Annotated in this window: 20 protein-coding genes and 1 tRNA gene; 8 read left to right on the forward strand and 13 right to left on the reverse strand. The window is 69.3% G+C overall.

All coding sequences use genetic code 11. The annotated features are described in order from the left end of the window. Window positions 1-55 precede the first annotated feature (55 nt). Entirely contained in the window at window positions 56-1,633 is a 1,578-nt protein-coding gene (gene gpmI / locus J2744_RS03040; RefSeq protein WP_209544350.1) for a 2,3-bisphosphoglycerate-independent phosphoglycerate mutase, read from the reverse strand. Between the two features lie 152 nt (window positions 1,634-1,785). On the opposite strand from gpmI, the gene J2744_RS03045 reads away from it, so the two are divergent. The 5 genes from J2744_RS03045 to J2744_RS03065 all read left to right on the forward strand — a co-directional run bounded on the left by J2744_RS03045 (window position 1,786) and on the right by J2744_RS03065 (window position 5,914). Continuing rightward, window positions 1,786-2,445: an ArsR/SmtB family transcription factor gene (locus tag J2744_RS03045; RefSeq protein ID WP_209544361.1), complete on the forward strand. Its 660-nt coding sequence runs from the start codon at window positions 1,786-1,788 to the stop codon at window positions 2,443-2,445. A gap of 75 nt (window positions 2,446-2,520) precedes the next feature. After that, entirely contained in the window at window positions 2,521-3,441 is a 921-nt protein-coding gene (locus J2744_RS03050) for a DMT family transporter (protein ID WP_209544363.1), read from the forward strand. A 67-nt stretch (window positions 3,442-3,508) separates the two neighbouring features. Next, window positions 3,509-4,483, forward strand: coding sequence for an alpha/beta hydrolase (locus tag J2744_RS03055; protein ID WP_209544366.1), 975 nt, complete (start codon window positions 3,509-3,511; stop codon window positions 4,481-4,483). A 125-nt stretch (window positions 4,484-4,608) separates the two neighbouring features. Continuing rightward, complete coding sequence (locus tag J2744_RS03060) at window positions 4,609-5,202, forward strand: GNAT family N-acetyltransferase (protein ID WP_209544948.1); 594 nt, start codon at window positions 4,609-4,611, stop codon at window positions 5,200-5,202. A 109-nt stretch (window positions 5,203-5,311) separates the two neighbouring features. Further along, a complete protein-coding gene (locus J2744_RS03065) occupies window positions 5,312-5,914 on the forward strand; it encodes a transporter (protein ID WP_209544368.1) in 603 nt (200 codons plus the stop codon). Window positions 5,915-5,944: 30 nt separating this feature from the next. On the opposite strand, the gene J2744_RS03070 is transcribed toward J2744_RS03065, so the two are convergent. Both J2744_RS03070 and J2744_RS03075 read right to left on the reverse strand, forming a co-directional pair. Next, the gene (locus J2744_RS03070; protein WP_209544370.1) at window positions 5,945-6,397 is read right to left on the reverse strand and encodes an RNA-binding domain-containing protein; all 453 of its coding nucleotides are present in this window, start codon (window positions 6,395-6,397) and stop codon (window positions 5,945-5,947) included. Next, window positions 6,394-7,011 (reverse strand): AAA family ATPase, encoded by a 618-nt coding sequence (locus J2744_RS03075; protein WP_209544372.1) that lies wholly within the window; start codon window positions 7,009-7,011, stop codon window positions 6,394-6,396. The genes J2744_RS03070 and J2744_RS03075 overlap by 4 nt, the downstream gene beginning before the upstream one ends. Window positions 7,012-7,108: 97 nt before the next feature. Here J2744_RS03075 and J2744_RS03080 point away from each other — a divergent pair. Both J2744_RS03080 and J2744_RS03085 read left to right on the forward strand, forming a co-directional pair. Beyond that, window positions 7,109-7,183: transfer RNA gene (locus J2744_RS03080), tRNA-Arg, on the forward strand. 188 nt (window positions 7,184-7,371) lie between these two features. Continuing rightward, window positions 7,372-7,695, forward strand: a complete 324-nt coding sequence (locus tag J2744_RS03085) for a hypothetical protein (RefSeq protein ID WP_209544374.1) — start codon at window positions 7,372-7,374, stop codon at window positions 7,693-7,695. Here the strand turns inward: J2744_RS03085 and J2744_RS03090 are convergent. From J2744_RS03090 to J2744_RS03125, 8 genes are all read right to left on the reverse strand, one after another. Next, on the reverse strand, window positions 7,685-8,098 hold the full coding sequence (locus J2744_RS03090; protein ID WP_209544376.1) for a hypothetical protein: 414 nt from the start codon (window positions 8,096-8,098) through the stop codon (window positions 7,685-7,687). The genes J2744_RS03085 and J2744_RS03090 overlap by 11 nt on opposite strands. Before the next feature lie 320 nt (window positions 8,099-8,418). Continuing rightward, complete coding sequence (gene moaA / locus J2744_RS03095; protein ID WP_209544378.1) at window positions 8,419-9,423, reverse strand: GTP 3',8-cyclase MoaA; 1,005 nt, start codon at window positions 9,421-9,423, stop codon at window positions 8,419-8,421. A gap of 133 nt (window positions 9,424-9,556) precedes the next feature. After that, window positions 9,557-10,324, reverse strand: coding sequence for an MBL fold metallo-hydrolase (locus tag J2744_RS03100; protein ID WP_209544380.1), 768 nt, complete (start codon window positions 10,322-10,324; stop codon window positions 9,557-9,559). Between the two features lie 108 nt (window positions 10,325-10,432). Beyond that, entirely contained in the window at window positions 10,433-10,858 is a 426-nt protein-coding gene (locus J2744_RS03105; protein WP_209544382.1) for a universal stress protein, read from the reverse strand. A 61-nt stretch (window positions 10,859-10,919) separates the two neighbouring features. Further along, window positions 10,920-11,477: a diadenylate cyclase gene (locus J2744_RS03110; RefSeq protein ID WP_209544384.1), complete on the reverse strand. Its 558-nt coding sequence runs from the start codon at window positions 11,475-11,477 to the stop codon at window positions 10,920-10,922. Between the two features lie 199 nt (window positions 11,478-11,676). Then, window positions 11,677-12,627, reverse strand: coding sequence for a bisanhydrobacterioruberin hydratase (cruF, locus tag J2744_RS03115; RefSeq protein ID WP_209544386.1), 951 nt, complete (start codon window positions 12,625-12,627; stop codon window positions 11,677-11,679). Then, on the reverse strand, window positions 12,624-13,565 hold the full coding sequence (locus J2744_RS03120) for a prenyltransferase (RefSeq protein ID WP_209544388.1): 942 nt from the start codon (window positions 13,563-13,565) through the stop codon (window positions 12,624-12,626). Before J2744_RS03120 ends, cruF begins: the two co-directional genes overlap by 4 nt. Next, complete coding sequence (locus tag J2744_RS03125) at window positions 13,562-15,064, reverse strand: phytoene desaturase family protein (protein ID WP_209544390.1); 1,503 nt, start codon at window positions 15,062-15,064, stop codon at window positions 13,562-13,564. The genes J2744_RS03120 and J2744_RS03125 overlap by 4 nt, the downstream gene beginning before the upstream one ends. Window positions 15,065-15,209: 145 nt before the next feature. Between J2744_RS03125 and J2744_RS03130 the strand changes: the two genes are divergently transcribed. Then, entirely contained in the window at window positions 15,210-15,956 is a 747-nt protein-coding gene (locus J2744_RS03130; RefSeq protein WP_209544392.1) for an SDR family oxidoreductase, read from the forward strand. An 82-nt stretch (window positions 15,957-16,038) separates the two neighbouring features. Here the strand turns inward: J2744_RS03130 and thiM are convergent, their stop codons facing one another. Then, on the reverse strand, window positions 16,039-16,902 hold the full coding sequence (thiM, locus tag J2744_RS03135; protein WP_209544394.1) for a hydroxyethylthiazole kinase: 864 nt from the start codon (window positions 16,900-16,902) through the stop codon (window positions 16,039-16,041). Then, window positions 16,895-17,530, reverse strand: a complete 636-nt coding sequence (gene thiE / locus J2744_RS03140; protein WP_209544396.1) for a thiamine phosphate synthase — start codon at window positions 17,528-17,530, stop codon at window positions 16,895-16,897. Before thiE ends, thiM begins: the two co-directional genes overlap by 8 nt. Window positions 17,531-17,794: the final 264 nt, after the last annotated feature.

Below are 17,794 nucleotides of genomic sequence, written 5' to 3' on the forward strand. Positions count from 1 at the left end.
ACACGACGGTGGCGACCTTAAATGGCCGTGGAACGAGCGGGAATCGATCCCGAGTTTACTGTTTCTCTTCGAGCAGGCTCTCGCCGGTCATCTCCGCCGGGCGGTCGAGTCCGATCAGTTCGACGAGCGTCGGCGCGATGTCGCAAAGCGATCCGTCGTCGCGGACCGCGCGGCCGCCGTCGTCCCCGTCGGGCGTCAGGTAGACGAACGGGACCGGGTTGAACGTGTGGGCGGTGTGGGGGTCCTCGGGCGTCCCCATGTCGTCGGCGTTGCCGTGGTCGGCGGTCACGACCGCGTGGCCGCCAGCGTCCGCGACGGCGTCGAGGAGGCGGGAGAGCTGCGCGTCGACCGCCTCGACGGCCTCGACGGCCGCGTCGAAGTCGCCGGTGTGGCCCACCATGTCCGGGTTCGCGTAGTTCAACACCAGTAGGTCGGGGTCCTCCCGGTCGATGATCCCGAGCGCCTCGTCGGTGAGCTCCGGCGCCGACATCTCCGGCTGCCGGTCGTACGTGGGGACGTCCGGACTCTCCACGATCTCGCGAAGCTCGCCGGGGAACTCCACCTCGCGGCCGCCGTTGAGGAAGTAGGTGACGTGGGGGTACTTCTCCGACTCCGCGATTCGGAGCTGGGTGCCGTCGGCGTCCGCGACGACCTCACCGATCGTGTTCGCTGGGATCTGCGGCGGGAACGCGACCGGGAACTCGAACGTCTCGTCGTACTCGGTCATCGTCGTCATCCGAATGTCGGGTTGGTCGAGTTCGAACCCCCACTCCGGCCGGGTGTCGGTCAGCATCCGGACCAGCTGTCGGGCGCGGTCCGCCCGGAAGTTGAAGAAGATCGCGGCGTCGCCGTCGGCGAGGGACGGCTCGTCGGCGACGAGCGTCGGCTCGATGAACTCGTCCGTCTCGCCGCGGGCGTGGGCCTCGCGGGCGGCCGCGACCGCGCTCTCGGCCTCGTGCGGAGCCTCGCGGGAGACGATCGCGTCGTACGCCTTCCGCGTGCGCTCCCAGTTCTCGTCGCGGTCCATCGCGTGATACCGACCCGTCACGGTCGCGACGTGACCGGTGCCGCGCTCGTCGGCCTTCGCGGTCACGTCGGCGAGGAAACGGTCGGCGATCTCCGGGGCCGTGTCCCGCCCGTCGGTGAACGCGTGGCTCGTCGCCGGGACGCCCGCGTCGGCGGCGGCGTCGATCAGCGCGAGCAGATGTTCCACGTCCGAGTGGACGCCGCCGTCGGAGACGAGTCCCATGAGGTGGACCCGGCCGCCGGTCGACTTCGCGTGGTCGAGCGCGCCCGCGACGGCGTCGTTGTCCGAGAGCGACCCCTTGGCGAGGGCGTCCGTGATCCGGGTGTACGCCTGCTTGACGACCCGGCCCGCGCCGATGTTCAGGTGGCCGACCTCCGAGTTCCCCATCTGTCCCTCTGGGAGTCCCACGCGGCGGCCGTGAACGACGAGGCGACCGTCGGCGCCGCGGGCGGTCGCGTCGTCGAACGCCGGCGTGTCGGCGACCGCGACCGCGTCGCGACCCGCGGGTCGTCCCGAGGGGTCGACCGTCTCGCCGTCCTCGCCGTCGCCGCCTCCCGCGCCGCTTCCGAGTCCCCAGCCGTCGAGGACGATGAGTGCCGTCTCCATACGTCCCGATCCGCTCCCCGGACTAACTACCCTTCGCTCCGCGCGACCGAGGGCGCCGTCCGACGATCGCCCCCGGTCGATTCCGGGACGGAACGCACCCGAACCGCCCCCGGAGATCAGCCTTTTACGTTCTGGACGCTAACCATACGTTAATGGACTCCGCGGTACTGCTCGATCTCCTCGGCAACGAGAACCGGCGGCGCATCCTCCGGCTGCTCGCCACCAAGCCCTGCTACGTCACGGAGATCTCGGAGTACCTCGACGTGAGCCCGAAGGCGGTGATCGACCACCTGCGGAAGCTGGAGGAGGCCGGTCTCGTCGAGTCGACGACGGACGACCAGCGCCGGAAGTACTTCCGGATCGCGCGCAGCCTCCGGCTGGAGGTGAGCGTCTCGCCGTACGGGTTCGGCGCGAAGAGCGCGTACCCGGCGAAGAACAGCCTCGACATGTCCGGGCGGTGCCCCCACCTCTCGATCGAGGTCCCGGACGGCTCGGGGACGACCGGCGACCTCGCGGAACTCGCTCAGGAGTTCGCGCGGCTCCAGGACCTCGACCGCGAGCTCTCCCTCGCCCAGCGGTGGGTTCAGGGCCGCGTCGAGGACGCGCTCGCAGAGATCGACGAGCGGCTCGGCGGGCAGGCCGACAGCCGCTTCTTCGCGGCCGTCATCGCCGCGGTGGTCGAGACCGACGGTACGCCCGCGGCGGTCGCCGACGAGGTCGGCGCCCGCGAGTCGACGGTCGAAGACGCGCTCCGCCGACTCTCCGACGTCGGGGTCGTCGCCCGCGACGCCGACGGGTACCGGGTCCGGTAGCGTCCCCCGCCGAGCGAATCCAGCGAACGCAACCGTTTCCGGAACCTTTTGGCACGCCGGGGGGAGAGAGCGGACGTGAGCCGTCTCAGAAACCTCTCGCTGTTTCTCGTCCTCGCCGCCGCGTGGGGGTCCGCCTTCGTGGCGATCAAGGCGGGGCTGGCGTACTTTCCGCCGGTGCTGTTCGCCGCCTTCCGGTACGACCTCGCCGGCGTGGTGATGCTCGGCTACGCGGCGTACGCGGTCGACGACCCGATCCCCCGCGGCCGCGACGCGTGGCTTGAGGTCCTCTCCGGCGCCGTGTTCATCATCGCCGCCTACCACGCGTTCCTGTTCGTCGGCGAGACCGACCCGGCGGTGACCAGCGCCGTCGCCGCCGTCATCGTCAGCCTCTCGCCGCTTTTGACCACCGTCTTCGCGCGCGCCTTCCTGCCCGCGGAGCGGCTGACCGCCGTCGGCGCGCTCGGACTCGGAATCGGTCTCGTCGGCGCGGTCGTCCTCGCGAACCCGGACCCCGCGAACCTGACCGGCGGCGGGACCGTCGCGAAGCTGCTCGTGTTGCTCGCGGCCGCGTCGTTCGCGCTCGGCTCCGTGCTCTCTCGGGCCTCCGACGCTGACATCTCCATCGAGACGATGGAGGCGTGGGCGATGCTGCTCGGCGCCGGACTCACCCACCTGATATCGCTCGCGCTCGGCGAATCGGTCGCCGACGCGGTCTGGAACGGGGAGTCGCTGCTCGCCCTCGGCTACCTCTCGATCGTCGCCAGCGGGATCGGCTTCCTCATCTACTTCGATCTCCTCGACCGGCTCGGCCCGATCGAGATCAACCTCGTTTCCTACGTCGCGCCCGTGTTCGCCGCGATCGTCGGCTGGCGCGTCCTCGGCGAGGAGATCACCGCCACGACGGTCGCCGGCTTCCTGATCATCTGCGTCGGCTTCGCGCTGGTGAAACGCGACGCGATCCGCGAGGAGCTGCGGGCGGCCGGAGTGGTTCGGTGAGCGCACCGACCGCGCTCCGTCGACCCCGCCGCAACCGTCTTATCGACGGCCCGACGACCCCTCGGGCATGAGCGCCGCCGATCAGATCGATCCCCAAGCGAAACGCGCGGCTGCCCGCCAGTCGCGGATCCCGCTGCCGCACGGTCGCTACCGACTGAAGCTGCTCCGGCTCCTGACCGGCCCCCTGACGCGGCTTCAGAACCGCAACCCGCCGAGCGTCGGCGCGACCGAGTCGGTGACCGTCCCCGGTCCCGCCGGCGAGGCGCGAGGCGCCTCCGGCAGTCGGGCTTCGCCCGACGGTCTCGACGCGCGCCTGTACCTCCCCGACGGCGACCCGCCGTTCCCGACCGTCGTCTTCTTCCACGGCGGCGGGTTCGTCCTCGGGAGCCTCGAGACCCACGACTGGCTCTGCCGGCACCTGACGCGCGAGAGCGGCTGTGCGGTCCTCTCGGTCGAGTACCGCCTCGCGCCCGAGAACCCGTTCCCGGCCGCGGTCGAGGACGCGTACGCCGCCGTCGAGTGGGCCGCGGACGCGACGGAGGCGCTCCGCGGAACCGGCGACGTCGCGGTCGCGGGCGACTCCGCCGGCGGCACCCTCGCCGCCGTGACCGCACTCATGGCCGCCGAGCGCGACGGTCCCGAGGTCGCGCATCAGGCCCTCCTCTACCCCGGAATCGGTATCGATCCCGAACAGGAGTCGGTCCGGGAACACGCCGGCGTCGTCCTCTCGCGGGAGGACATCGAGTGGTTCTCGGAGGCCTACTACCGGAGCGAGATCCACCGCCGGAACCCGTACGCCGACCCGATCAACGCCGGGGACCTCGGCGGCGTCGCGCCCGCGACCGTGGTCACCGCCGGGTTCGACCCGCTCCGCGACGGCGGGAAGGCGTACGCGGAGCGGCTGGTCGCGGACGGCGTCGCCACCCGGTACGAGAACTACCCGTCGATGGTTCACGGGTTCATGACGATGCAGGATGTCGACCGCGCCCGCGAGGCGATCGCGAGCGTCGGCGACGACCTCGGCGACGCGCTCGACGCGTAGCCGCGGTCCGCGCGCTCGCCGTGCCGGGTGTGCCCGCCGGCGCGCTCCGACCTCGCCGTGCCGGGTGTGCGATCGCGTCCCGCGCCGGCGGTGGAATTTATTTGCGAGGTGACGACCGGTACGACGTGTTCCCCGAAACCATCGAGACGGACCGGCTGTGGCTGGAGGCCAGAGGTCCCGAGACGGTCGACCTCGACGAGTGTTACCGGATCTGTTCGAGCGATCCCGGCATCGACGAGGTGACCGAGCACGTCACGTGGGATCCCCACGAGACGAAAAAGGAGACGCTGGAGTTCCTCGAACGGGGCCGCGAGCGCTTCGAGAACGGCGAGGCCGCGACCTACGTGATCCGGCCGCGCGACGGCGAGAACGGGGCGGGCGAGATCGCCGGCTTCGGCGGCTTCGACGTCGAGTGGGACCGGCGGACCGCGAACCTCGGCACGTGGCTCCGGAAGCGGTTCTGGGGGCGCGGCTACTCGGGCGAGCGCGCCGCCGCGCTCGTCGCGGTCGCGTTCGACGACCTCGACGTAGACGTCGTCGCCGTGAGCCACCACCCCGACAACGAGAAGTCGCGGCGCGCGATCGAGAGGTACGTCGATCGCCTCGGCGGCCGGCGTGAGGGCCGTCTCCGCAACACGCTCACCTTCGCGGACGGGAGCGTCCACGACGAGGTCCGGTACACGATCTCGCAGGCGGAGTGGCGAGAGGCGACCGACTGACCGGAGGAAGTATCCGGCGCGAGAGGTCGTTCCAACGTTCTTTCCCGTCGAATTATGTATCGAACCAAAGCCAACAAACACTTACGGCGTCCGAAACGATACCGAGCACATGTCCTCGTCACCAACCGGTGGAACGACCGCGACGACGGGTTCGAACCAGAGTATCGCGCGAGACGCGATCGGCGGCGCGGTTGCGGGCGCCGCCGCGTACCTCCTCGGCTACCTAGCCGTCTACGTCACACAGAGCGGCCGGATCGAGGAGGGGTTATCAGGGCTGAACTTCCTCGCGGAGCTGTTCGGCGGCGACCCCATCTCGGCGTGGCAGGTGTCCGGCTGGATGTTCTACAACGCCCACTTCGTCGAGACCACGTCGCCCGGACTGCTCGGCGGCACGGAGTCGCGGAACCTCCTCATGCAGGCCGACGGCGGGTCGTTCCTGTTCGTCGTTCCGCCGCTCCTCCTGCTCGTCGCGGGCGTCGTCGCCGGTCGAGTCGCCGACGCGAGCACTCCCGCGGGGGGCGCCCGCTCGGGGGCGCTCGTCGCAGCCGGATACCTCCCGCTCGCGGTCGTCGGCACGTTCCTGTTCCGGTACGCCGCCGGCGACGGGAGCGTGGCGCCCGACATCGTGACGGCCGTCCTCCTCGCCGGCGCCGTCTACCCCGCCGTCTTCGGCGCGATCGGCGGAACGGTTTCGTCGCTGCTGAGCGACTGAGGTCGGAAACCGATCTCGCGACGGCTCCCGTCAGTACGTCTCGTCTTCGGGGTCGAAGCGGTCGCCGTACTCGCGGGCGGGGTCGACCGGCTGCCCCTCGTCCGTCTCGGGTGCGACGTAGTCGATGAACGACTCGACGTCCGGCTCGCGGACGCGCACCTCGACGTCTATCTCGCCAAGCTCGTCCGGCTCGCCGACCGCGAAGTTGACGACGCCTTCGAGCGCCGCCTGCTTTTTCAACGAGAAGGCGAACCCTTCGTCGGAGCTGTTTCGGCGGAAGACGCGGCGGGCGGTGTCGAGGATCTCCTGCTCGTGGAGCACGTCGGAGAAGGCGTCGAGGCTGTGCGTCTCGGAGACGAGCCGTCCGTCCTCGTGGACCGGCTCGGCGTCCGGGAAGACGTTCTCGACCGCGTCGGCGACCCGGTCGGTCACCTCCGTGTCCCGGACGGGGACCTCGATCCGGACGTCGACGCTGTAGATCACGCGCCGTCACCCCCGGCGTTTGCCGCCTCGGCGGCGTCGGCGTCCGACTCCCCGGTCCCGTCGTCGACGCCGAGCACGTCGCGGACGCGCTCGCGGAACGCCGCGAGGCTGTCGGTGTTGTCGATCTCGACGTCGGCCCGTTCGAGGGTCTCGCCGAGTCCGAGTTCGAGTTCGCGGTCGTCGCGCTCGCGGAGGGCTTCGAGGTCGGAGTCGGAGTCGTCACGCCCGCGCTCGCCCAGCCGCTCGGCGCGGAGTTCGAACGGCGCCCGGATCGCGACGAGCGTGAAGTCATCGCCGAACGCCTCGCGGAAGCAGTCGAGTTCGACGGTCGAGCGGAGACCGTCGACGAGAACGGTGTCGTCGTCGCGGTCGCTCTCGGCGGTCGCCTCCCGAATTCGCGGGAGCGTCCGGGCGGCGATGGCGTCGTCGCCCTCCTCCTCGCGGAGCGCCTGCGCGATCCGGCCGTGGTGTTGCGCCGGGTCCAGCCCGCGGCGGCGACACTCAGCGCGGATCACGTCGCCCATCACGACGACGGGGATTCCCGCCGCCTCGGCCACGTTCGCCGCCTCCCCTTTCCCGCTGCCGGGGAGACCGACGGTTCCGATGACGTTCATTACCGGCGCGTACTCCGCTCGCGGACTTAGGTCTGCTGTTGGCCCGCGGGCGCGAACCGCGGGCGTTTTTTAGACTGGGGGGATCAGAAGCGAACGAGGGCACGTAGCTCAGCCCGGATAGAGCGTCGGACTTCTAATCCGATGGTCGTGGGTTCGAATCCCACCGTGCCCGCTATCTGCGAGCGAAGCGAGCAGTAGCGACGCAGGGATTCGAACCCCATCAGCCGCACGCAGCGAACGGTGTGAGGTCCGAGCGAAGCGAGTACCTGGATAAGTGAGCGGCGAAATCGAGACGACTCTTAAAAAGCGAGAATGTGAGGGCTGAATAGGTTTATACAGTTGTGCCACAGAATTGTGGATATGAGTGTTCAGATCGAGGGGTTCGAAGAATTAGCCGACTCTCTGGATAGCCTCCAGCAGGATCTCGAAGGTGTAAGCGGCAAAAATGAGATTCCAATGAATGAACTATTCTCGGCTAGTTTCATGAGAACACATACCGAATTTGATTCGATTGATGAGCTTTTCGATAGTAGTCCTTGGGAGATCGAAACGGAGAACGATTTTAAACAGATCCCTGAATCAGAGTTTGACGATTACATCGATACACACACTGGCTTCAGTTCATGGGAGGCAATGCTCACCGCTGCCGCTCGTGAGTGGCTCTCACGTCAAATCAATCTCTGATTTCTCTTTCTTCGCTCTCTCCTTCAGTTACTTCATCTTCTGTTGACTCCGTATCTTCAGATTCTCTACTTGATTCGGGTGTGTCATCAACATGAAGATGGAAATCGATGTTATGGTTCTGTCCTTGAATAGTGAATCCAGTCGCAGGGCCGTCTGAATTATCTGACTCTGTCTGATAGTTGTAGGCGGCAAGAATAAAGGATCCAATGGTTGTAAGCCCAAGAATCGTTTTCCATATAGTTGATATGACCGAGGTAATGTCACCATATCTTGGACTTTCAATAATAATCCGTAGCTCAATAAAGAAACTCAGAGTAAAGAGAACTAGAGCTACTCCGCCAACGAAAGCAAACAAATACGGATTATATCGATGGCCCGTTATCAATCGGCGCAGCCCCATCATGTGATTCTGATATGAGCCTTCGTATAAATATCCAGCCAAGCTAGACGGGTCGCGTTAAGTTAGTACCCACATAGCTGCTGCCATGCGATTTTCTGTAGTGTTCTAGAATGTTGTAGCGGATCGTGTTCTGTGCATCACCGAGAAAGAGAACTGAGAAGGGAAATCCTGTTTCTCCCGGAGTTACGCCCTATCTTGAGTATATAAATGGCTTCAAAACTCACGGGATACTCTTGCCGTCTTGCGCTTCTGCGTGACTTAACACGAACCTGTAATCATCACCCAAATAAATAGTCTTCGCGAGATTTTCGATTCTGGACCACTCAGTCCGCGGCGCTCGGCGCCCCCAGATACTTTTCGTTCAGTTCGTACTCGCCGTCCTTGCCCTCGATCAGGTACTCGCCGTAGTAGGGCACGCGGTTCGCCACCACGTCCTCGAACGTCTCCGCGATCTCCTCGCGGGTCATCTCACCCATCGACCGGAGGTCGTCGTTGCGGTTGAGACACCCTTTTAAATAGCCCTCGTGGGTGACGCGGACGCGGCCGCAGTTGGCGCAGAACTCCTCGTTCTCGACGGGGTCGACGATCTCGACCATGCCGCCCGTCTCGTCGTCGCTGTCCTCGCCCACGAAGTAGCGCTTCCGGTCGTGCATCTCGCGGTGTTCGACGCGGTCCGCCTCCGCCACGAGCCAGTCGTGGACGCGCCCGATGTCGACGTTCCACTCGGGCTTGCCCGTCAGCTCCGGCATGTACTGGATGAGCTGGAGCTGAAGCCCCTCGTTGTCGGCGACGTGGTCGACCATCTCCTCGACGTAGCCCGCGGTGTGCGTGAACACGACCATGTTGAGTTTCACGGGGTCGAGACCGGCGTCGACCGCGGCCTTCACGCCTTCGAGGACCTTCTCGTAGGCGCCGGACTTGGTGACCTCCGCGAAGTCGTCCGGGTCGAGCGCGTCCTGCGAGACGTTGACGCGGTCGAGTCCCGCGGCCTTCAGGTCCGCGGCGCGCCCGGGGAGGAAGGTGCCGTTGGTCGTCATCGAGACCTCCATCGAGTCCGGCGTGCGCTCGATGATCTCCTCTAAGTCCTGCCGGAGCATCGGCTCGCCGCCGGTGAACTTCACGGCGTCGACGCCGTACCCCTCGACGACCTCAAGGAAGCGGACCACGTCGTCCGCGCTCATCTCCGACTCGCTCGGCTCCATCGGCCCGCGCGTGTCGCCTAACCCCTCGTTGTGACAGTAGACGCAGTCGAAGTTACACCGGTCGGTGAGCGAGATCCGAACCCCCGTCACCTCCCGTCCGAAGTCGTCCGCGAGTGGGCCGGCCATACCGGATCGGAGCGACTACGCGCGCTTAAGTATCCGGGTCGTTCGTGTGGGTGCGTAACATCCACCGGTTACGTCGCGCCCGAGACGCGACCGACAAGCGGTACGATTCCGCCGGCGAAACGCGCCGTCGACCTCACAGCGACAGCCGAAGCCCGTCGGTCGCGGTCCGCACCTCGCCGTCGAAGCCCGCCTCGCGAACCCCCCGTTCCATCTCGCGCTCGCGGCCGCCGGTGTGCGGGTAGAGGTGCGAGAGCAGGAGCGTCCCGATCTCGGCGCCCGCGAGCGACTCGCCGAGGCTCGTCGGCCGCGGGTGGTTGGACACGTCCACGTCGTCCGGGAACGAGCAGTCGTGGACCAAGACCTCGGTCCCGTCTGCGAACCGCGCCATCCCCGCGAACGCCTCGGTGTCGCCCGAGAGCGCGAGCGGGCCCTCGGCCGCCGGCGCGTCCGAACTCGGCGGCGAGAAGCGATAGGCGAACCCGTCCATCGAGTGGCGCGTCTCGCGCGCGGTCACGTCGAACCCGCCGGCGGCGAACGAGCGCGACGCCGACACCTCGCGCACCGCGAGGTCGATCCGTCCGTCGAGGTAGTCGTGGACGCCGAGCAGGCCGTCGACGAGCGACTTCGTGCCCGCGGGACCGACGACTTCGAGGTGCTCCTCGCCGGCGAGCCAGCGCGCCTTCAGGAGCGGGAGAAGCGCCGCGACGTGGTCGAGGTGGTGGTGGGTCAACAGGACCGTCGAGACGCCCTCGTAGCCGGCCTCCGTCCCGGCGAGTCGCTGGAGGACGCCGCTGCCGCAGTCGACGAGCAGCGACCGGTCGCCGTCGTCGAGGAGGTACCCGGCCTGAACGCGGTCGGGGACCGGCATCGCGCTGCCGGACCCGAGCACGGTGAGTTCCATGCCGCCCGGTTGCGGTCGGACCCACCTAACTGGCTCGGACGATCCGGCGTGGACGGGCCTGCCGCCCGGAGAGCGCGGCGGCGACCGCTGCCGGCGTCCGTCGGTCGACTACTTGATCAGGAACACCGGCACCGACGCGTCGTCGGCGACGCGGTCGGAGACGCTCCCGAGCGACCGGATCCGCTCGCGCGGGGACTTCCCCTCCGGACTCATCACGATCACGTCGATATCGGTCTCGCCGGCGTACGCGACGATCTCGGTGTCGGGCGTGCCGTGCGCGACGTGGGTCTCGGCGTCGAGACCGGCCTCGCTCGCCGCGTCGGCGACGGCGTCGACGGCGGTCTCGCCCTGCGATTCGAGGTCCTCGACGACCTCGTCGTGGAGGTCGCCGGAGTTGGCGGCCGCGATCCGCTGGTCGACGACGTACAGCGCGTGGACCGTCGCGTCGTGGTCGCTCGCGAGTCGGACCGCGTGGTCGAGCGCGCGGTCGACCGCCTCGCTCCCGTCGGTCGGCACCAGGATATCGTCGTACATGCGCCGACGTTCACCCGGTACCGGCTTAACGGTGGGGCCTCGATACCGGACTCCGAGAGCGCTACTCGCAGCGCCAGCGGCCGCCGATCTCCTCGCGACGCATGCTGTCCGCCTCGCCGTCGCGGAAGACGCTGACGCGGCCGGTCTCCTCGCTCAGCGTCACCGTCGCGACGACCTCCGGGCGGACGGAGGTCTCGATCGCGCTCATGTGGCGCGATCCCATCCACGGCTCGTAGCTCACGTCGTCGACGAGGTCGGTCTCCTCGTCGCGGGTGCCGAGGTCGCGGAACCGGACCATCTGGGACTCTATCTCGCCGTCGACCGCGACGACGACGCCGCCGTCCTGCGCGACGCTCACCGACTCGGCGGCGGCCGCGAACGCGTCCTCCTCGAAGACGGACGGACAGTCGTCGCGCGGCCAGCGGTTGTCGCCCATCGGGTCGGCGTACGCGCCGTAGTCGCTGTCGCCGATGACGGCGAAGTACAGTCCCGGTCCCTTCACGTGCGGCTCCTCCCACCCGTCGAAGGAGACGCTGACGTGCTCGGCGCAGTAGGTCAGCCGGTCGACGACCTCGCACACCCGCTCGTGGCCGCCGTAGTCGATGGCGAGGTCGCTCATCGTCCCCGATCCCCCCAGTCCGGTCGTCCGCTGCGATTGCCGCCGTCGGTCACGACCGAAAGAACGGGACCCCGGTATATAAGCGCAGCCGAGTCGGACGGGAGTTCACGCCCGCGGCCGCAAACGTCCGCGGCCGCGACCCTCACGCCCCCGGTCGCGCTCGCGCCGATCGCCCGCGCCCGCGCTCCCCGAGCGCTCGCTATCGCCGCCACTCGGTGAACAGCCGCGTGTCGAACCGGTCGGCGCGAACGAGACCGACGCCGAACGCCGCCGCGACCGCCGCGGGCAGGAGGTTGCCGAACCAGACGTTAATCGAGCCCCAGAGGATCACGAAGCTCACCATGTCGTCGAGCATGAACTCGCAGTCGCGGAGGCGCTCGCGGATCCCCGCGGCCGCGAACGCACGGTCGAGCGTGACGACCGCGACGACCGCCGACAGCACCCAGCCGGCGTAGTTCGAGAGGGGAACGCCGTAGAACGCGCCGCCGCCGAAGTTCCAGAAGCCGAGCGACACCGCACCTGGGTCCAACACGACGTCCATCGCGACGACGACCGGGATCACCGTCGCCAGCCGGACCCACACGCTGTCGGCTCGGGGCCCGAGCAGCAGCAGGCAGAGCAGGTACGCGTTCGTCACGAGCGGGATGAAGAAGACGGGGAGCGCGACCGGCACGCCGCCGAGCATCGGCCCGAGGTCGACCGTGTACGCGAACTCGCCGTACGGCCACCCGGTCGCGACGCCGACCGACTCGATGAGGTACGTGTACGCGGTCAAGGCGCCGATCCAGCCGAGCGCGCGGCGATCGATCGTCGGCAGCACGCCGACGACCAGCGGCGAGCGCATCACGATCACGCCGAACAGCACGAACCACGGGTGGAACGCGAACGGTTCGGGAATCCACCCCTCGGCGCTGCCGACGAGCGCGAGGGCCCCCACGAGCGGGAAGACGACCGCGATGGTGAAGCGGTTCTCGCGGACGATCCGGTCGAGCAGCGCCTCCGCCTCGCGACGCGTGTCCGGCGCGCGCTCGCGGAGCGCGTCGACCCGCGATCCGGTCGTCGGGGTCGCGGCGCCCTCCGCGGACTCGGCCGGGGCCGACCGCCTTCCCGCGGAGCCGCCCTCCGCCGAACCGCCGTCGCCGTCGGTCACGGCAGCGCCTCCCAGAGCGGGTACACCCGCCAGAGACCGCCCATCGACAGCAGCGTGCCGACGACGGTGTTCAGCGCCGGGAACCACCAGTACGCGCGGTCGACCGAGATCGACGAGCGCGCGACCCACGCGACGAACAGCGGGTACACCCCGAGCAGCGCGCCGAGCCGTGGGTCAACGAGCCAGAAGCCGACGGCCGCGGCGGTCCACGCAGCGAAGCAGTAGCCGTACGTCCGCCCCTCGCCCAGCAGCGTCGCGGTCGTGTCGATCCCCGCGGCCCGGTCCGGCTCGATGTCCGGGATCGCGGAGAACGTGTGCATCCCCATCGTCCAGAGCCACGCGCCGGCGAGCGCCGCGAGCGGCGGGTGCGTCCCCGCGACCGTCGCGTACGCCGCCGCGCCCGGCAGGGCGTACAGCCCGTTCGACAGCGAGTCGAGGAACGGCGTCGTCTTGAACCGAAGCGGCGGCGCGCTGTACCCGACCGCCAGGACGAGGAACCCGAGCAGGTACGGCCACGCGACCCGGGGCGTGATCGCGAGCGTCGCCAGCCCGAGCGCGCCGGAGGCGACGACCGCGGCGACCACCGGTCTGCTCCCCCGCCAGCGCGCCTCGCGGCCCTCCTTCTTCGGGTTCAGCTCGTCGATGTCGGCGTCGAACACGTCGTTGACGCCGTAGAGGAACACGTTGGCGGGGACGAGGAAGTAGCACGCGAGCGCGACCGTGACCGGCGTGAACAATCCGCTCACGGCGTCGATGCCGTAGGTGACGCCGACCGCGACCGGGCCGGCGAGGTAGAGCCAGAAGCGCGGCCGCGACAGCACCAGCAGGTAGCGAAGCCCCTCGCTCCCGCTGCCGGCGGAGCGGTTCTGTCCCTCCTCGACGGACCGGCTCTGGCCGTCGTCGGCGGATCGGTTCTGGTCGCTCACGGCGGAGATCACACGTCGTCGTCGGCCATGGCTTCCGCGGTCAGCCCCCCGCTGATGAGACACATCGGAACGCCGATGCCGGGCGTCGTCGTCGACCCGGTGAAGTAGAGTCCGTCGACCGCGTCGGAGGTGTGCGGCGGGCGCAAGAGTGACGTCTGCGTGAGCGTGTGCGCCAGCCCGAGCGCACTGCCCGCGTAGCTGTTGTACCGGTCCGCGAAGTCGTCGACGGAGAACGTCTCCTCGACGACGATCCGCCCGCGGAGGTCGGTGTCGGTGTTCGCCGCGATGTCGTCGATCACGAGGTCGCGGTAGCGATTGCGAATCTCCGGGGTGTCGGCCAGTCCGGGCGCGACGGGCACCAGCGCGAAGAGGTTGCTGTGGCCCTCGGGCGCGACCGTGTCGTCGGTCTTCGAGGGGACACAGAGGTAGTAGGCGGGGTCGTCGGGCCACTCGGGGTCGTCGAAGATCTGCGCGAAGTGCCCCTCCCAGTCGGTCGGGAGGACGAGCGTGTGGTGTTCGAGGTTCGGCACGTCGCCCTCGACGCCGAGGTACAGCAGGAACGCGGAGGGGGCGTACGTCCGCGACTCCCAGTACTCCTCGGTGTACTGCCGCTTGCTCTCGGGCAGGAGTTCCTGTTCGGTGTGTGCGTAGTCGGCGTCGGAGACGACGCGGTCGGCGAGGTAGCGCTCGCCGTTCTCGGTGTCGACCGCGAAGGCGCCGTACCGGCCCTCTATCCCCGTCACCTCCGCGTCGGTGACGAACTCGACGCCGAGCGCCTCGGCGAGCTCGACGATGCCGTCGACGACGGCGCCGATCCCGCCCTCGGGGTAGTAGACGCCCATGTTGTAGTCGACGTGGCTCATCAGGTTGTACAGCGCCGGCGTGTTCGTCGGCGAGCCGCCGAGGAACACGAGCGTGTACTGCATCAGCTGCTGGAGCTTCGGGTGGTCGAAGTACTCCTCGACGTGTCCCTGCATCTTCCCAAGCAGCGAGAGCCCCCACGAGTAGCGGAGCACGTCCTTGTCCACGTAGTCGCGCAGCCGCGGGCGGTCCTCGTACACGAAGTGTTCCATCCCGATCTCGTAGGTCCGCTGGGACTCCTCCAGATACGCGTCGAACGCCTCGCCCGCGCCCGGCTCGTACGACTCGAATATCTCCCTGTTCGCCTCGCGGTCCGGTAACACGTCGACCTTGTCCCCGTCCTTCCAGAACACGCGGTAGTGGGGGTCGAGCCGCTCCAGCTCGTAGAACTCGTCGGGCGACCGACCGAAGTGGCCGAAGAACCGCTCGAACACGTCCGGCATCAGGTACCACGACGGTCCCATGTCGAACCGGAAGCCGTCGACTTCGAGCCGGCTGGCGCGGCCGCCGAGCTGCTCGTTTTTCTCCAGCAGCGTGACGTCCGCGCCGGCGTCCGCGAGGTAACAGGCCGTCGAGAGACCGCCAAATCCGCCGCCGATCACGACGACGGACTCGCCGGCGACGCCGCCGATGTGCGGGACCACGTCCATGTCCGATCCTACGGACGGCTCCGGTATAAATCCGGTCGGACGCGCCGGGACGTGCGCCTCGTCGCGCCGCGCGGAAGGGTGCCGACACCCGCCTCTCGCGCCGAGTGGATACCACTAAGTCGCCGACGCGCGTAGCCGATTCCACATGGATCTGACGGTCGCGATCACCGGGGCAACGAGCGGGATCGGGCGAGCCGTCGCCGAGGCGTTCGTCGACGAGGGGGCGTTCGTCGCCGTCTCCGGGCGCGACGGCGGGGCCGTCGATCGGACCGTCGCGGCGCTGAACGGCGAGGGAGACGACGCGGAAGACGGGGGCGAAGCCCCGAAGGAAGGCGACGGCGACGAGCGCGGCACCGCCTGGGGCGACCGCGTCGACGTGCGCGACGAGTTCGACCTCGAACGCTTCTTCGAGCGCGTCGCCCGCGAGTCAGGCCCGGTCGACGTCGTGTTCGCGAACGCCGGCGTGTTCCACGGCGCGCCGGGCGAGAGCCCGACGGACGAACTCTCGTACGCCGACTTCGACGACACGATGCGGACGAACGCGCGCGGCGTGTTCGCGACGATCTCCGAGGCGCTCCCCCACCTCGCGGACGGCGCGCGCGTCCTCGTCCCGTCGGGCGCGGTTGCGGCCGAGTCGAAGCCCGGCATGGGCGCGTACGCGGTCTCGAAGGCGGCCGCCGAGGCGGTCGCGCGCGGCTTCGCCGCCGACCTCGACGCGAACGTCGGCGTCGTCGACCCCGGTCTCGTCGCCACCGACCTCACCGGGAAGGAGCGCGCCCGCGACCCCGAGAGCGTCGCGCCGCTGTTCCTCTGGGCCGCCACCGAGGCGCCGGCCGACGACGTAAACGGCGAGCGGGTCGGCCTGCGAGAGTGGAAGTCGGCGACGCGATAAGGCGGACCGGGCGCCGGCGCCCGGTCGGCGGCCCCGGTCGGCGGCGCTCGCCCGCACTCACCCCTGACCGCGCCTCAGCGAGTCAGATCGGCGTCACGCGGTCGCCGATGTCGACGTCCGGGGGGTCGGCCGCCGTCGACGCCACCGCGTCCATGAACGCGGTCCGGTAGCTGGCCGGGCCGGCCGGCGCCGCCTCGGCCGCGCGCTCTCCGGCCAGCCCGTACGCGGTCGTCGCGGCGAGGGCCGCCTCCGTCGCCGTCTCGACAGGTCCGTCCGGAGAGCCGGCCAGCGCGCCGATCGTCCCGAGCGTGCTCGCGAGCATACAGCCCGAGCCGACGAACGTACCCATGCGCTCGTGGCCGACCGCGACCTCGTACGCGCCGCCGTCCGGATCGGCGACGACGTCGACTTCCCCGGACGCGACGACGGCGGCGCCGGTCTCGGCCGCCAGCGCCTCCGCGGCGGCCGCGACGCCGGACTCCTCGCCGACGGACTCGACGCCGCGCACCGTCGCCTCCTCGCCCGCGAGGCCCCGGATCTCTCCGGCGTTTCCTTTGATGACGTCGAACGCGACCGCGTCGAGGAGCCGCCCGACCGACGCGACGCGGTGCGGCGTCGCGCCGTAGCCGACCGGGTCGAGGACGACCGGGACGCCGGCCTCGTTCGCCCGCTCGCCCGCGTCGACCATCGCGTCGACGTCCGGGCGGCTCGCCGTCCCGGTGTTTATCACGACGGCGTCGGCGCCGGCCGCCATGTCGCCCGCCTCGGCCGGCGCGTCGGCCATCACCGGAAGCCCGCCCCAGTGGAGGGTGACGTTCGCCGTCTCGCTGGTCGTCACGTCGTTCGTGAGGTGGTGAACGAGCGGCGACGCCTCCCCGACCGCGGACAGCGTCCGACCGAGGCGCTCGGCGTCGAACGCGTCGAGCGGGTCGCTCCCGTCAGACATCGGCGACCGCCTCCGCGAGTTCCACCGTCGCCGACTCCAGGTCCGCCGCGGCCGTGATCGCGGACAGCGCCGCCACGCCGGTCGCGCCCGCGTCGACGACGGGCGCGGCGTTGCTCGCGTCGATGCCGCCGATCCCGATCACCGGAACCTCGACCGCGTCCGCGACCGCGGCGATCCGGTCGGTGCCGACCCCGTTCCGGTCGTCGGAGACGTCCTTCGAGTCGGTGCCGTAGACGGCGCCGACGCCGAGGTAGTCCGCGCCCGCGTCCTCGGCCGCTCGCGCCTGCTCGACCGTCGAGGCCGAGACGCCGACGACGGCGTCCTCGCCCAGTTGCTCGCGGGCGACCGAGGTCGGCAGGTCCGACTGCCCGAGGTGGACGCCGTCGGCGTCGACGGCGGCGGCCAGATCGATTCGGTCGTTGACGAGCAGCGGGACGCCCGCCGCCGCGGTCAGCTCGCGGAGCCGGTGCCCCGTCTCGTAGCGCTCGCGGGCGGTCCGCGCTTTGTCCCGGAGCTGGACGACGTCGACGCCGCCGTCGAGCGCGGCCGCGACGACTTCGGGGGTCGTTCGCCCCGCGGAACGGCTCGCCGCCGTCACGAGGTATGTCTGCCACTCGTTGATATTCACGTGTGATATCGGGCGCTGGCGGCGTAAAAACGGTTGCGTTCCGGTCGTGAGGTACGGACCCGTCTCACGGACCGCGGCGTTCGTCGTCGCCTCGGTGCCGCCCGGCGTCGACGGTCGCTGCGCGGCGCCGGTGGCCCGGGAGTTCGTCCACCGGGCTGAACGGCTACGGGTTCCGGTCGAACCGGCGGCAGGCCGTCAGCCGGCAGTACCGGCCCGACGCGGGCGACGTGGAAGAAGGAGTCGGGCGAAGCGCGGGTCGGCCGC

The sequence above is a fragment of the Halorubrum trapanicum genome (assembly GCF_017873555.1).
GTDB classification, from domain to species: domain Archaea; phylum Halobacteriota; class Halobacteria; order Halobacteriales; family Haloferacaceae; genus Halorubrum; species Halorubrum trapanicum.